Raw genomic sequence first — 12,400 nt, 5'->3', positions numbered from 1 at the left:
AACTAGCTAGCTGTAAACATAAAAGCCTTGATAGGAAACTATCAAGGCTTTTCTTATTTACAGCTGATTTTTATAAAGAAGTTTTTAATACTTACGGTGAAAATGCAGAGAAATTGGCTAAAGCTATGGAAGACAAGCTAAAGGAAAAAAGACCGTGATGTTGAGGATGCATTAAAAGCTTATAATAAGTATATCAATAATATCAGTAGGAAAATTGATGCAAAAGATCGCAAAGCCATTACAGCAGTATTAAAGTCAGTTAAAGCTGAAGATATTGCAAAAAATTTCAAGAAATCTAGTAAGGGTATGTTATACACAAGCCGAGCAATTGACTTTATTGATTGGTCAAATGAATTAATAAAAGCAATCGACACTAATAATTGGAGACCTTTTTTTGTTAAAACAGAAACAATAGCGGCTGGAATGACAGCTACAGCTCTTGCTGGATTCGCTTTTAATGCATTGCTTGGCGGGCCTATTGGTATACTAGGATATGGCTTAATTATTGCAGGGACAGGCGCATTAATTAATGATAGTTTAGTCGAAGAAGCAAATAATTTGATTGGTATTTAGCCATAAAATAGATGCTATTTACTTCGCTGACAATCTTGTTATAAATAGAGTTATAATAAAAACCAACGTAATTGGAATAGATAATAAAAATACGACACCACCATATATGGCTAATCCTCCAGTCTTACCCGCTGTGTCCATAAATAAGCCTCTATTCCAAAATTCTCTAGTGGTAAACATTAGAAAGAAGCTTTCAACTGCCCATTTTGCAAATAGGAAAATGGTAATACCAACAACACTAATAAATAACATCAGTGACTTATATTTGAGTTCACTACCCAAATAAGAATATAAAAACAAATCCCCCATAAACCAGCCCCAACACATATTTTGAATATAATATTTTTTTATTCATTAACCATTTCCTTACTTTACTTTGGAGTATGATGGCAAATCCCATATGAGAATAAGAACTCATATTAACTCTAGTTATTAGTATATATTGATATCTTAAAGTCACTGATTCATCAGCACTTAATAATTACTTTGTGTTAATGTGTGATTACCTATCATTCATTACAAAGGATGGCATTATGTTGAAAGTCATTGCAGAAGATTTTATCCAAAACGAAGCGATTGAGATTGTTATGCCGCTATACCGTGAATTGGTCGCTGCGACCAAACAAGAACCATTGTGTATCAGCTATGACCTTTATGTTGACCAAAAAGATCCTGGGCACTTTATTTTTATCGAGGAGTGGCCGAACCAAGAAGCGCTAGATATTCACTGTGCCAGCGAACATTTCAAACGTCTCGTTCCCCTAATCAACAGCTATAAACGTTCTGATCCTATTATCATACTGATGAATGGTGCCTTTGAATAAGTGCATGAGCTAAACATACCCCAGCATATGGCGAGAACCCATGCACAACACTACAGGCCGAATTCTAATATCGACAAAACCTAGATAATCCTCTAAATAGTTCGACTTGTAGCTAGGCGGCAAACTAAACGAGGCCCTAGGAGCATACATCAGTATGTGACTAGGGCGAGTGTGTGAAGCCAACGACGCTACATCCCTAAATAAAGTATAAGTAGAATACCTAAATAAATTTCAAGTAAATTAATCCTCTATATAGTTCGACTTGTCCCTAGACAGCAAACTAAACGAGGCCCTAGGAGCATACATCAGTATGTGACTAGGGCGAGTGTGTGAAACCAACAACGCTACATCCCTAAATAAAGTACAAGTAGAATACCTAAATAAATTTCAAGTAAATTAATCCTCTATATAGTTCGACTTGTAGCTAGGCGGCAAACTAAACGAGGCCCTAGGAGCATACATCAGTATGTGACTAGGGCGAGTGTGTGAAACCAACAACGCTACATCCCTAAATAAAGTACAAGTAGAATACCTAAATAAATTTTCAAGTAAATTAATCCTCTATATAGTTCGACTTGTCCCTAGACAGCAAACTAAACGAGGCCCTAAGAGCATACATCAGTATGTGACTAGGGCGAGTGTGTGAAACCAACAACGCTACATCCCTAAATAAAGTACAAGTAGAATACCTAAATAAATTTCAAGTAAATTAATCCTCTATATAGTTCGACTTGTAGCTAGGCGGCAAACTAAACGAGGCCCTAGGAGCATACATCAGTATGTGACTAGGGCGAGTGTGTGAAGCCAACAACGCTACAAGGTGAAATATGACGAGGATTTTTAGAACCAAGGTGCTTGGATCATCACCGAACCATAGAACAGCGCACGGCCGGCCAATTCTCCGCTAAAAATCGCCAACATCACCAAAACCATTACCATAACCGATGGTCGTTCCTTATATGCTTTCATTGCCACAATACATGGCAATAGCATACTCATTACAACTTGCCACCACAGTAAATAGCTTCCTCCTTGGCTAGCGGGTAATTGCAAGCGAATGATTTGCGCAGCTAATACCAACATAACACCTATCAGCACCCCTACTTTGATAATGGATAGTAATGGTTTCCCTTGTCCAATAACGAATAAGGCAACTAGACTAAAACCAAGGACAATCGCACTACCAATGAACGCGATTTGCGTCGCTGGCGTGTGCCATAATGGATGCGCAACCATTTGATAATACACTTGTGCAGTTACAAAAATAGCCGCAATACCACCAAGAGCGCTTAACCAGCCAAGTAACTGATTTCGCACATTCACTTGGGGTGATACCCAACACGAGAGTGCCCATAACGTGACAAGACCATTTAATAAAATAAATGTCACCGCTTCACGGCTCAACCATGAATGGCTTAACCCAAGTATGGAGCGATACGCTTCTAGTGGTACTCCTAAATGCCCCATTGACATAGAAGAGCCGATCACCTCGATTAACCAAATCGCTAATACTGCTCTGCGTAGCACTCCGCCTGATAAAATATTTTCCTTGCTAGCATTCATTTGATAAATAGTTAATGCAAGAATAGCGCCAATTCCCCACTGGCTCATTACCGTAAAAAATACCAGAGGAAGTTCCATATATTTAATATCCATGATTAATCCTCCATACCAATAATCACAATATTTGGATTGCTGATAGTGTGGTCTGGCATATTGTAACGTTGTTCTAACAGCGTCCAATTTGTTGTGTGTTTTTTACGTAGTTCTGTAATTTCACCGAATTCGATAGCCCCTGTTGGACAAGATTCCACACACCTTGGTAATAACCCTTCATCTAACCGTTCCGCACACATATTACATTTGCTGGTTTTACCTTCTACTGGGTCAAATACAGGCGCGTGATATGGGCATGCCATAATACACATCTGGCAACCTATGCACTTTTCATGGTCTTGGACGACTATGCCATCTGCTCGTTTTGTATAGGTATCCGCAGGGCAAACCTTTAAGCATTGAGGGTCATCGCAGTGATTACAAGACATCGTAATAAATGCTTGGGTATTTGGAGCATCACTATTAAACTCACGAACTCGGCGCCAAAGTACTCCTGGTGGTGTCACATTTTCCGACTTACACGCCATTGAACAAGTACGGCAACCGTAACAATCTTTAGTATTGATTAAAAAACCATATTGTTTAGCCATGACTAAGCCTCCCTTCTCACATCAACCAACGTACTATTGCAGCAATGCCCGGTTCCTAAATGTTCCACTTGGTCATTCGTGACATGACTACTACTTCCCCCTTGCTGCTCCCACCAGCCATTATCGAGAGAAATAACCCCTTTTTTAATATGAGTAGTCACTACCGCGATAGCGCGATGCTCGCCTCGGTCATTGAATGTAATTGCCCATTCACCATTCTTAATACCTCGTTGTTTTGCATCTTCTGGGTGGATTAACACATTAGGCTGATTGCGCTGAACCTCAAGTATCCATTCATTCATGCCATGGCTTGAGTGTACACTCCGCGCCAACTTACGTTGCACCGCCATTAAAGGATATTTTTTAGCTAACTCAGGGGAACCTTTCACCGATTCAGTCACTTGGTAGTAAGCAACGACAGGTGAGAAATTTTTCTTTTGCCAATCTTCAATAAACAAATGTGCTTTCTTGGTTGATGTTCTAAAAACACCATCTTTGAACGGTATCCAATCCCCTTCAACAGGCCGTACAGGCCCTTTTTCCAGCATCTGACGAGTGATCCCAGAACCAGCTAAACAAGCATCGATATAATGTTCAATCGGTTGATTAAATACCTCACCAAAACCAAATCGTTCTGCTAAGCGGGCAAAAATCCAATAATCAGGTTTTGCTTCCCCAGCTGGTTCAACGGCTTTTTCCATTAATTGTACATATTGGCTGCGAACTCCGGCCATTAGGCTGGTATCTTCGAAGATTGTAGTGACGGGTAATACAAGGTCTGCATACAGTGCCGTGGAGCTCATTAGATTATCCGCTACCACAACAAATGGGACTTTTTTCAATGCTTCTCGAACCTTATTCGTGTTAGGTAATTGCGTCATTACCCCCATGGTCATAATCCACCAAAAATTAATCGGATGAGGTTTATCATTCACAATATAGTCGCCGACTTTAGCAACAGGAATAGGGGTAATTTTTTTGGCATTCGGTGCAGGTGGCACTATCGGGCTAAAATTCGCCATTTGCCGAGCACCACCCGCATCACAAACACCTGCCCCGCGCTTACCTATATTCCCTGTCAGTAGTGCAAGATAAAACTGGCTAGCAGCCACATAAGCCCCATGTTCTGTGCGCTGAGCACCGGACATATTTTGTACAATCATTGAAGGTGTAATCGATGAATAATCACGAGCAAGGCGTACGATAGTTTCAACGGGAACATCGGTTTCTTCACTAACACGTTTGACATCCCAACCTTTTGCCTGCTGGTAAATTTGCTCAAAGACCGTGGTGTAACCCAGGTTATCCGGTAATTCATTTTGGAATAATGCGGGTTTGATATTCGGTGTGTCATGGCGAGCCAATTGCCCACTTAACAGGTCAAACACTAAGTAACTGTCTTTATCGTTATTATCTTGCCTAACTTGCTGTTGTTTATCATCAACTAAGTACACGGCTCCAGTATGAGCCCTGAGAAAATCCTCATCGATACGGTTTTCTTCAATGATAATTTTGATCATTCCCAAAGCAAGTGCGGTGTCAGTACCCGGTATAATCGGTATCCACTCATCTGCTTTTGCTGCGGTTTCATTAAAACGAGGGTCAATCACCACCAGCCGAGCTCCATTTTTTCGGGCTTGGTTATAGTTTTTAAAATAGGCTTGCATCGTCACTGCTGGGTTATTCCCCCAACACAAAATATAACGACTATCCGCGATGGTATCCCGCGTATCGGCATAACGTAGCCCTAGCATCGGTATCATCGCAGCAGTGACTGCCGAGCAACATAAAGAGCCCGCTTGCTTTGTTGAGCCACCTAAATAATCAAAAAACGCTTTACCCATATCATTTTTAATAGAATCCATATTTCCGGCATGGGTCGATATGAATAGCCCTTCATTTCCATATTTGGTAATCGTTTCTCTGATATTTTTTTCGATAAGGTCGAGAGCTTCATCCCAACTTATTGGTTTGAACTCAGCTTTCCCTTTTTCACCGACCCTTAATAGTGGTGTTGTTATGCGTTGGTCATGATAAACCCATTTAGTCCGGCTCATTCCTCTTAAACAACATTTAACATTAAACCCTTCAGTTGCTTGTATTTTCATCAACTTACCTTGGTATGTATACGCTGTAAGGTTGCAGTGCAAACATTCCATAGCACAAGTTGATCGAAAGGTTTTGTAGTCAGATAGTTTTAATCTCACCCTAGGTAAAGGTTGATTATTATTCGCCTCAGCGAAAGAACAAGGAGCTATGGTAGCTAAACCAACCACGCCGAGCCCTTTTAATAGAGTTCGGCGTTTTATTCGTAATTCATTTATTGTTTTCATTATAGTAAACCTCGACATTGCTTTTTAAAGTTCACTATATATATACCTCATTCACAAATGGTGAACTTGAGTAATATCAAATACACTCATTATTTATGAGTAAAAATTAACTACTTCTTTAGTATTAGTATTCTATGCGTGATGGTTGTTAGCGGCTTAGGGCAACTCATGGTAAAATATGAGGACTTGTTAAACTGAGGTTTATCTATGTATTCTCTGCAAGGTGTTAATTCTGTTGATATAGCGGTGAGCATTTTAAATTATATTGCTCAAAATGGGGGCATTGCGCGCGCAGCTGATATATCAAAAGGCTGTGACATATCGAAAAGCCGTTTACATAAATACTTGGTTTCATTGTGTCGCACACAAATGTTATATCAAGACACACAAACAAGCCGGTATGGCTTAGGGCGTAACTTAACTTTTTTAGCTAATTTTGTTAAACCTGAGAGTTCTTATCTAGAAACCATCAATAAAAGCTTGATTCAATTTCGTGATGAGCAAAACGTTTCGACTGGTGTCGCCACACGTTTAGGAAAAGCACTCTCATTAGTGACGTACAACCGTAGCTTTAAAAATGTTGAGATTGATTTTTTACCCAACACCCCATTACCGATAGAAAAAAGCGCGGCAGGGCTGATTTACTCTGCGTTCGATAACCAATTTCAATCAAATTATTACTCCCCGCAAGAGTTGGAAAAAATCATCAAGCAAGGCTATGCCGTGCGCTATCAACCAACAGAGGGGATCCCTGGGGCGCAATCAATCGCATGCCCTGTCTTTAATAGTGAAGGTCAGTTGATTGCAGCTGCGGTAACGATGGGTTTTATCGATAAAAATGAAATGGAGCGATTAGCTCAAGAATTGATTAAACAAGTTAATACTTTGATTTTACAGTAGTTCAACGATAAATACTTGGAGCTACTTAGTTTTTGACTCGCCCCCATGCTAAAGTGACCATACTGTAACATATTATTTATATTCAATATGTTACTTTGATAAGCCGAGGTTGCCTCGGCTTATCACTTATAATATCACTTACTTAACATCAATCCTCGGTAACTCCCCCATCTCTTTTAGCTTTTTAGAGATTTCACGGCGTTCTTTGGAGAGCTCTGCATTTTTGATGATATAATCATCAACACGGTCATCATAGTCGCTACGCATATTTGCAATAATTGCTTGGATCTCTTCAATTGACATCCCAGGCTTAATATATTCGCTTAAGTTATCCAGTAACAAAACTCGTTTCTGGTTATCACGAATTTTTTTCTCATTGTCAGTAATTTCACGACGGATCTTGTTTTTACGACGAAACATACGCACAAATTCCAGTACATTTTGGAAAGACGGCTTGCTAGCGTTGTCCATGTTTAAAACCCTCTAGTCAATATTTAAAACCTATTATCTATTAACACAATACATTCTAATCCTACCGCGTTACAAGTACGTTTCGCATATTTATCTAATTATTCGTTCGAAAAGTACCTTGATTTATACTTTTAGCACTAAATTTTCGTCATCGCTTTTATCTTGGGCGTTTAATTGTTGCGCATTATCTATGGGTTGATCGCCAATATCGTCACTTCTAAGACAAAAAGCAGACAATATCGTTGTCACCACCACAAAAGCCCCCATCACAAGATAAGTATCCGCAAAGCCAATTTTGTCATAGCCCCATCCTGCTAATGGCGATAAAATGCTTGCAACAATCGAAGTTACACAACTGAACCCAACTAAATACAATGTTGATGATAAACGTTTATCAAAATGGCGGCTGTTATATTTAAAAATAGCGATTAACAAGATGGGAAGCTCAACCGCATGTAATAGCTTCATTGCTGATATCATGATTGGTCCGTCAACTAAGCCAGAACCTATGATCCGCAAAGCCATCACTGAACTCGCAAATAACAAGCCATTTTTAGCACCAATACGGTTAACAATAAATGGCGCTAAAAACATCCCCCCAGCCTCTAGGAAAACTTGCAACGAATTTAGATAACCGTACATCTCATTGCCAAATTGCTCATCTGGAAATTGATGGGCAAAATACACCATAAATTGCTGGTCATAAACACTATAAATACAGGTCCCCAAGACAAACAGTATCAATGCCCAAAAACGGGGTAAAGCCAATAATTGCAATGCGTCACCTACCGTTATTGCTGAAGGTTTCCCATGTTCAAGGCTATTATATGCATCCGCATTAGCTGTCTTTAAATTAAGTAATATGGCTAAAAATATTAACCCAGAAATGGTCGCCATAATGAAATTATAGTCAGGGTCAATATTAATATTACGCCCCGCAAAAAAGGTCGCAGCAGCCCACCCTAAAGACCCCCACATTCTTGCCTTACCGTATTCAAAATTTCGTAAGCGCCCCACTCTTTCAGTGTATGACTCAAGAACGCCGATCCCTGCATGGAATGTCATCCCAATAAATAGCCCGCCAAGAATACTACCAAACACTAGGTTCCATTTTAATAACGACCCAAAAACCATAAAAAATGGCCCAGAAGCGATTAATAATATAGCAATAAATAATAGTAGGTTTTTCCGTAGCCCTAGTTTGTCCTGTATAAAACCATATAAAGGTTGAGCGCAGAGAGCGACAAGCGAGATACAAGAAAAAATAAACCCCGTATCTGACCCCTCTAAGCCCACATATTTACGTAGCCATATTGCAACCACCGAAAATGTAGATGACCATGTAAAAAAGAAAAAAAACAATAATGCACTCAAAGAGGCATAATACTTTTTTGAGCCACTATTCATATCTAATCACCTATCAATAATTTTTATTGCCGCAATGTTAAGGTTAACATTTTCATGAAACTACAAAAAACCTTGCCATTTGTGATGTTACTCACTTTTGTTAACGTTAACAATAAATATTCGTGACTAAACTCACAATAAAAATAGAATGAAGTTCGAGTACTAAATAGCATTATCCCATTGTGGCATGACCTCATTGTCCCACACTAAATCAGGCGGTCTGAGTTTAGCTTTCACAGCAGATAAGGTATCATTAACTCACAAAGCATAGTGAATACCAACAAAATCATCACTATCAGAACCAACTTATAACCCATCAAAACGGTGAAAACGTTGCAAGATAATAAAAAACAGCCCACTTTTTTTATTCATGACTATGAAACCTTTGGTAAACGGCCTGCATTAGATAGGCCGGCCCAATTTGCGGGTGTTCGTACCGATTTAGAGTTTAATATCATTGAAGAACCTGAGGTTTTCTATTGTGCGCCTGCTGATGACTATCTGCCACAACCAGAAGCCGTCATGATCACAGGTATCACGCCACAACTTGCATTATCCGAAGGAGTTAATGAAGCTGAATTTGCTAAGCGTATCCACCATGCTTTCAGTGTGCCGAATACCTGTATTATGGGCTATAACAATATTCGTTTCGATGATGAAGTGACTCGTAATATTTTCTACCGTAATTTTTATGACCCATACGCTTATAGTTGGCAGCAAGGAAACTCTCGCTGGGACTTACTTGATGCCTTGCGAGCTTGCTTTGCACTTCGCCCTGAAGGAATTGAATGGCCAGAAAATGAAGATGGCCTACCAAGCATGCGCTTGGAGCACCTAACCAAAGCCAATGGGGTTGCCCATGAAAATGCTCACGATGCGATGTCTGATGTACTGGCTACAATCAATATGGCCAAGTTATTGAAAGCCGCTCAGCCTCGGATGTTTGATTATTTTTATCAGATGAGAAACAAAAACAAAATAAGCCAACTAATTGATATTGTTGATATTGCCCCGCTTGTTCATGTTTCTGGAATGTTCGGTGCATTACGCTCTTATATAAGCCTAGTTGCTCCTCTCGCATGGCACCCAGACAACCGCAATGCCGTGATTATGTGTGACTTATCTGCGGATATCTCCCCATTACTCGAATTAGATGTGCAGCAATTACGTACCCGCCTGTATACGCCTAAGGTCGAACTTGCGGGAGCGTCTCCTGTCCCAGTCAAACTTGTGCATATTAATAAGTGCCCAATATTAGCACCAGAAAAAACGCTTCGACCCAATGATGCACTACGCACAGGGATAGACCGTGACCTCTGCATGCGTAATTTAGAAACCCTGCGTAAAAACCCTGATATTCGTAATAAACTAATAGAGCTATTTAGTGAGCCACAAATCTATGACGAAGTCACTGATGTCGATGCACAAATATATAATGGTTTCTTTAGCCCGTCGGACAGGTCAACCATGGATATTATTCGTGAAACACCTCCACAAAAATTACCTGCTTTAGATTTAAGTTTTCAAGATAAGCGAATGAAGGAATTATTTTTTCGTTATAAAGCACGTAATTTCCCAACGACCTTATCCTATGATGAGCAACAACGCTGGTTACAACATCGCAGAGATTACTTTAGTGAAGCACGCTTAACAGAATATATGCAACAAATACAGATGTTACTTGCTGAACATCAGCACGATGAAAAGCGTTGCCAGCAATTAAAAGCACTGGTGAATTATGCAATGGAGTTGGCTAGCTAAACTGAAAAAAAATGGGCAAAATCGTTGCCCATTTTTATTTTAGATTAATGTGGTTTTAATGTTCATTAGAATGGCTACAACCGCAATCCCCTTCCCAATTTTTCCGTTTCGTTGTTTTCCCTAAACCTGGGTTCATCGTATTCGTTGGGTCCGCTTGCTTATAGAATGATTTTAACTGTGGTGCCGCTTTATATAAGTGACCAACATTGTGTTCTGCTGGGTATTGCGCCCCTCGTTCATCTAATAGCGCTAACATTTTTTCTTTTAATTCTTTTGGGTCCACACCTTTTTTCAACACATAATCTTGGTGCATAACATGGCACATAAAATGACCACAATACAGTTTATGGACTAATAACTTTTCAATTTCCGGTGGTAACGTTTCAAACCAGTTTCTATCATTGCGTCGTAACGCAATATCTAACGGCAAAACATCTTCTACGTCTTTATTATGTACCGCATGGTATCGTACTGCTGACCCCGCAGCTGCAAAACGATGTAAGAAAGCTTTCGCACCTTCTTCTGGGGTACATTCAAAATAACCACCATCCGCGGTTGCGAAATATGACTTTAACCAAACTTTAGCTTCATCAATCCCATCACCTGCCATTTTTAGCATTAGATGATGTTCATAACGGTCACGAAACTCTTTCATTCGCGGCGGCAAATGGGATGGCCATAATTTACTCAGTACTTGCATAGTACGGTCAATTAAATTAGAGGGTAAAAATGGGACTTTATTTAATACCGCATCAATACGGCCTTTTATCGTGAAAAACATTGGCATTTTATCCGTGCCAAATTTATCTATCATTAAAAAGGTATCTTTACCGTAAATTTCTGCAATATCGAAACAACCACGGTGCATATATTCACCCGCTACGGGTAAATTTTTAAACTCACTCAAAATATAGCGACGAATATCTTCTAAAACATCGGGGTTATTTGAGCCAATATAAAATACTTGTGTTTTTTTATCCGCTGGAAAAGTATCCAAACGAACTGCAAATACTGCTAATTTACCGGCACAACCGGATGCTTCAAATAAACGGCGTTCATCAGCATTAAAGCGAGACGGCGTATCTGCATCAACATCACGAACACGCTGTGCATATTCATGATCAGAAGCTAGTTTTTCGCTAACATGGACATCTTCGCTGCTATAACCCCGGTTTTGTAAGTTAGTCAGTATTTCTTCTGGGGTATTCCCTAAATCAATACCTAAATGGTTCACAAGTTCCACTTTACCATCATCATTTACTCGGCCATACAACGCAAGCTCGGTATAAGCGGGGCCTCTACGCACTAAGGAGCCACCAGAACTATTACAAATCCCGCCCACAACAGATGCACCAATACAAGATGAGCCAATCAACGAATGTGGTTCACGCCCCAAGGGTTTAAGAATCTTCTCTAAGTCATATAACGTACTTCCCGGCATCGCAACCACTTGATTGAATTCAGGAAGGACTTGTATTTGGTTCAAACGTAGTGTACTGATGATCACAATATCGCGATCATAGTCATAACCGCTTGGTGTTGAGCCTTCTGTCAGCCCGGTATTTGCCGCCTGCATTAAAACAATTTTATCGGCTTCAACACACGCTTTAAATACATGCCATTGCTCAAGCAGTGTTGTAGGGAATACAACCGCTATTGCATCCCCAACGCCTGATCGAAAACCTTTGCGATAACGTTCTGTCTTATGAGGTTCTGTTAGAATGTTTTTCTTACCAACAATATTCCTGAGGGTGAGTAATAATCGTTGATTCTCAGGTTTTTTTACATCATTCATTTGTGTGCCTTCTTAATCGAATTCATGTTTATGATGATTTGTGAACTATTCATTGTAACAACAGTATCACATAATATTATGATGTTGATAGGCTACACGTTTTATCTTAAATAATTCTTAACAGGCAAA

11 protein-coding genes are annotated in these 12,400 nt (G+C 39.8%); 4 read left to right on the top strand and 7 right to left on the bottom strand.

The annotated features are described in order from the left end of the window. Positions 1-192 precede the first annotated feature (192 nt). On the top strand, positions 193-573 hold the full coding sequence (locus M1F14_RS12260) for a colicin-like pore-forming protein (RefSeq protein ID WP_225833297.1): 381 nt from the start codon (positions 193-195) through the stop codon (positions 571-573). 18 nt (positions 574-591) lie between these two features. Here the strand turns inward: M1F14_RS12260 and M1F14_RS12255 are convergent, their stop codons facing one another. After that, the gene (locus M1F14_RS12255) at positions 592-882 is read right to left on the bottom strand and encodes a colicin E1 immunity protein (protein ID WP_232370487.1); all 291 of its coding nucleotides are present in this window, start codon (positions 880-882) and stop codon (positions 592-594) included. Between the two features lie 224 nt (positions 883-1,106). On the opposite strand from M1F14_RS12255, the gene M1F14_RS12250 reads away from it, so the two are divergent. Beyond that, positions 1,107-1,397: a putative quinol monooxygenase gene (locus tag M1F14_RS12250; RefSeq protein WP_042843432.1), complete on the top strand. Its 291-nt coding sequence runs from the start codon at positions 1,107-1,109 to the stop codon at positions 1,395-1,397. A gap of 840 nt (positions 1,398-2,237) precedes the next feature. Here M1F14_RS12250 and M1F14_RS12245 read toward each other — a convergent pair. The 3 genes from M1F14_RS12245 to M1F14_RS12235 are packed head-to-tail and all read right to left on the bottom strand — an operon-like array spanning position 2,238 to position 5,937. Next, a complete protein-coding gene (locus tag M1F14_RS12245; RefSeq protein ID WP_071548167.1) occupies positions 2,238-3,053 on the bottom strand; it encodes a DmsC/YnfH family molybdoenzyme membrane anchor subunit in 816 nt (271 codons plus the stop codon). 2 nt (positions 3,054-3,055) lie between these two features. Next, positions 3,056-3,604 carry a 4Fe-4S dicluster domain-containing protein gene (locus M1F14_RS12240; protein ID WP_173424793.1) on the bottom strand — a complete coding sequence of 183 codons (549 nt, stop codon included), beginning with the start codon at positions 3,602-3,604 and terminating at the stop codon, positions 3,056-3,058. Between the two features lie 2 nt (positions 3,605-3,606). Beyond that, positions 3,607-5,937 carry a molybdopterin-dependent oxidoreductase gene (locus M1F14_RS12235; protein ID WP_042843429.1) on the bottom strand — a complete coding sequence of 777 codons (2,331 nt, stop codon included), beginning with the start codon at positions 5,935-5,937 and terminating at the stop codon, positions 3,607-3,609. 207 nt (positions 5,938-6,144) lie between these two features. Between M1F14_RS12235 and M1F14_RS12230 the strand changes: the two genes are divergently transcribed. Continuing rightward, positions 6,145-6,837, top strand: a complete 693-nt coding sequence (locus tag M1F14_RS12230) for a helix-turn-helix domain-containing protein (RefSeq protein ID WP_042843428.1) — start codon at positions 6,145-6,147, stop codon at positions 6,835-6,837. Between the two features lie 138 nt (positions 6,838-6,975). Here M1F14_RS12230 and tmaR read toward each other — a convergent pair whose 3' ends face one another. Continuing rightward, positions 6,976-7,308 (bottom strand): PTS system regulator TmaR, encoded by a 333-nt coding sequence (tmaR, locus tag M1F14_RS12225; RefSeq protein WP_042843427.1) that lies wholly within the window; start codon positions 7,306-7,308, stop codon positions 6,976-6,978. A 123-nt stretch (positions 7,309-7,431) separates the two neighbouring features. Next, positions 7,432-8,715 (bottom strand): MFS transporter, encoded by a 1,284-nt coding sequence (locus tag M1F14_RS12220; RefSeq protein WP_048607439.1) that lies wholly within the window; start codon positions 8,713-8,715, stop codon positions 7,432-7,434. 333 nt (positions 8,716-9,048) lie between these two features. Here M1F14_RS12220 and sbcB point away from each other — a divergent pair, with 333 nt between their 5' ends. After that, entirely contained in the window at positions 9,049-10,476 is a 1,428-nt protein-coding gene (gene sbcB, locus M1F14_RS12215; protein ID WP_181468568.1) for an exodeoxyribonuclease I, read from the top strand. Between the two features lie 55 nt (positions 10,477-10,531). On the opposite strand, the gene dld is transcribed toward sbcB, so the two are convergent. Next, positions 10,532-12,271, bottom strand: coding sequence for a D-lactate dehydrogenase (dld, locus tag M1F14_RS12210; RefSeq protein ID WP_048607443.1), 1,740 nt, complete (start codon positions 12,269-12,271; stop codon positions 10,532-10,534). Positions 12,272-12,400: the final 129 nt, after the last annotated feature.

This window comes from Providencia sp. PROV003, from assembly GCF_045040775.1.
Lineage (GTDB): Bacteria > Pseudomonadota > Gammaproteobacteria > Enterobacterales > Enterobacteriaceae > Providencia > Providencia huashanensis.
This window is presented reverse-complemented; position numbering and strand designations above follow the sequence as displayed.

Coding starts and splice junctions, on each gene's coding strand:
- M1F14_RS12255 (WP_232370487.1), bottom strand. CDS start 882: ATGGGGGATTTGTTTTTATATTCTTATTTGGGTAGTGAACTCAAATAT.
- M1F14_RS12250 (WP_042843432.1), top strand. CDS start 1,107: ATGTTGAAAGTCATTGCAGAAGATTTTATCCAAAACGAAGCGATTGAG.
- M1F14_RS12235 (WP_042843429.1), bottom strand. CDS start 5,937: ATGAAAACAATAAATGAATTACGAATAAAACGCCGAACTCTATTAAAA.
- dld (WP_048607443.1), bottom strand. CDS start 12,271: ATGAATGATGTAAAAAAACCTGAGAATCAACGATTATTACTCACCCTC.
- M1F14_RS12245 (WP_071548167.1), bottom strand. CDS start 3,053: ATGGATATTAAATATATGGAACTTCCTCTGGTATTTTTTACGGTAATG.
- M1F14_RS12240 (WP_173424793.1), bottom strand. CDS start 3,604: ATGGCTAAACAATATGGTTTTTTAATCAATACTAAAGATTGTTACGGT.
- M1F14_RS12220 (WP_048607439.1), bottom strand. CDS start 8,715: ATGAATAGTGGCTCAAAAAAGTATTATGCCTCTTTGAGTGCATTATTG.
- M1F14_RS12230 (WP_042843428.1), top strand. CDS start 6,145: ATGTATTCTCTGCAAGGTGTTAATTCTGTTGATATAGCGGTGAGCATT.
- tmaR (WP_042843427.1), bottom strand. CDS start 7,308: ATGGACAACGCTAGCAAGCCGTCTTTCCAAAATGTACTGGAATTTGTG.